Here is a 255-nt window from a genome sequence, read left to right as displayed (position 1 = left end):
TACAGTGCTGAAGGGAAGTCTGCGATTACCTTCAATGTGGCTGTTGTTTTCAAAGTATTGAATGATGCAGCTGTAAATTTAAATGGACTTGTAGAGGCGGTAGATGTTCAAGCGCCAGAATATGTGGGATCTTATAGTCTAGTGGGGGATAAGGGTTTAATTCATGGTGATGTTTCTGGAAAAACTAAAGTGAATGTAGAGCGTTCTACCAAATACTTAGGTACACGTAGCTTAGATCGTATAGATAGTAACGCC

1 protein-coding gene is annotated in these 255 nt (G+C 40.0%); it reads left to right on the top strand.

What is annotated here, in order from left to right; translation table 11 throughout:
• The coding region (locus J7R07_RS08170) for a hypothetical protein (RefSeq protein ID WP_208436344.1) at positions 1 to 255 on the top strand (255 nt) is incomplete at both ends.

Origin of the sequence: Bartonella phoceensis, from assembly GCF_902825145.1 — a bacterium.
Classification (GTDB): Bacteria; Pseudomonadota; Alphaproteobacteria; order Rhizobiales; family Rhizobiaceae; genus Bartonella; species Bartonella phoceensis.
This window is presented reverse-complemented; position numbering and strand designations above follow the sequence as displayed.